Raw genomic sequence first — 2261 nt, 5'->3', positions numbered from 1 at the left:
CTATAATCAGTGGTAATGACATTATAACAGTCAACCAAAATCAGGAAAAGACAAATACTGTTTAAATTGAATTTAGAAAAACATTAATGAACGGCCGGCGAACATGGTGTGAACAGACGATGAACATAAAATAGACTATGCAATCATAAAAAAAATGCAGTGAGCATGAAATAATCCGTACATTCATTCCATGTTCACTGCATGTTCATCAGGCGTTCAGCGAATCGCCTGTCATTATTTCCCGATGTTAAATCTGAGTCCTAGCTGAAGATTAAAATTGAAAGGTTTATCCTTTCGTATTGTAAGAACATCAGTATTATCATCGAAATAGTATATCATACCAGGTTCCAAATACAGACTCAGCAACTTATTGAAGTTTGCCTGCAAACCGACAGATGCAAGAACAGAAAACTGCAACGGTTTTACATTCAAATCCTCGCTGAAATAAGTCTTTCTATTACTCTCATCCACAGTAACTCTGTCCAAAGAGCCGGAAACACATTTCTCCATCATACCTCCGGCAGAGGCATAGAAAGAAAAGATGCTGTTGCTCCATACAGAGCGCTGCACTTTCAAAGGAATACCTACATAATGAAGCTTCTGCTCATCTTCTATATAAGATTTTGCTCCCGAACGGAGTTCCGAATAGAGATAAGTATAGTTAAGCCCTGTTTCCAAAGCCCAGTTTTCACTAAAGCCCCATTTAACAGATGCTCCTACAGTAACCGGCATATGGTGCTTTATGTCTGTATATGTTTCCTTATTGATATTATTGGACAGCATCTGAGTGTAAGAAGCAGTCGCATCCGAAATCTCGCCAACTATCAAATTATTTGCACTCGAAAGAGTCTTTGTAGACATTCCCAATCTTGACATACCGCTAAAATTACTTGACGAAGAGTACGGAATATTACCTGTGGTAACACCTATCTGCATTTTACTGCGTCTCTTTCCGTTACCATAATCAGCCATTGCAAGAAATGAAGCATTGCGTCGTACTGTTTCCCTATCGGCTTTCATCATATTTATTCTCTTCTCCTTAGCCGAGGAACTATCTTCCTCCTTCATATCCGAAGTCGGTTCTTCCTGCTTTTCATCGTTTGTAGCTACCACAGGACTATTGTCTGAAACTGCTACTGACTGTTTTTCCTCTATAGTATCGACATTCGATTCATCTTCATCATAAACTTTGGCTGATACTGCAGACAGAAGTTTGTCATTTTTCACTTCCGCAACAACAGGCTTTACATCTTCCGGTATAACGTCTTTAGGTGTATCCTTTTGTTCTGAATTGTCGATAGCAGGAGCTTCGGCAATAGAAAGATTAGATTCTTTCAGCGAAGGTTCCGATGTCCAATAGAATAATGACACAGTAGAAACGGCCAGTACTACAGCAGCCGCTGCAGCTACAGAGGTCCATTTCCTCCACATCGGGATTACTTTAGGTCTGGAGATATCAGCATCTATTTTCTCCCATAAGTCAGCAGGGAGAGGTTCCGAATAGTTCTCCATCCGGCTACGAATATCTTTTATCCATTTTTCGTTCATTTCATTCATATACTCTTCCTGTATTCGTTTATTTTTTTCATTAATAGTGTCTTTGCTCTATAAAACTGCGACGACGAAGTATGTTCCGATATACCTAACATAGAGGCTATTTCCTTGTGACTTTTCTCTTCAAAAACAAAGAGGTTGAATACCGTTCTATATCCGTCAGGCAGTTCCCGAATCATCCTCATCAGTTCCTTGTTCGGAATATTGTTCACTTCGCCATCATCATCCAACTGCGTATCCGGTAATTGCTCCACCAGTGTTTCCTGCTGCATCTGCATGTTTTTCTTTCTCAGATATCCTAACGCCTCATTCACCATTACCCTGGAAAGCCATGCCTTGAGCGAACCGTCACCAAGATATTTAAATTGTCCTATCGACTGATAAATCTTTATCATACCGTCATGAAACACATCCTGCGATGTATCTCTGCCACCTATATACCGAAGACATATAGCGAATAACTGACCGCCATAAACCTCATAGAGCCTTTTCCTGGCATCCGGGTCAGCTTTCGCACATTTTAAAGACAATTCTTCTTCAGTCATATTGGGATTTTTGTTCTATAGTTAAATGAATCAAAAGCAAAAATACTGCATAAACTTATACTATTTTTTTTATTCCTATTTTTTAACACGTTTTTATGCAGTATCGTAAACTTAACCCAAGTTTGATAGCAAAAAAAATATTTAGTTATTTTTTAGCTGTAT

General features: G+C 38.9%; 2 protein-coding genes. Both read right to left on the bottom strand.

Annotation, left to right across the window (positions count from 1 at the left end; translation table 11 throughout):
* Positions 1–234 precede the first annotated feature (234 nt).
* Positions 235–1557 (bottom strand): PorT family protein, encoded by a 1323-nt coding sequence (locus QZ379_RS12640; RefSeq protein WP_291565550.1) that lies wholly within the window; start codon positions 1555–1557, stop codon positions 235–237.
* Positions 1554–2099, bottom strand: a complete 546-nt coding sequence (locus QZ379_RS12635) for a sigma-70 family RNA polymerase sigma factor (protein ID WP_291565546.1) — start codon at positions 2097–2099, stop codon at positions 1554–1556. Before QZ379_RS12635 ends, QZ379_RS12640 begins: the two co-directional genes overlap by 4 nt.
* Positions 2100–2261 lie beyond the last annotated feature (162 nt).

Source organism: Bacteroides sp. (assembly GCF_019417265.1).
In the GTDB taxonomy this organism is placed as follows: Bacteria; Bacteroidota; Bacteroidia; order Bacteroidales; family Bacteroidaceae; genus Phocaeicola.
This window is presented reverse-complemented; position numbering and strand designations above follow the sequence as displayed.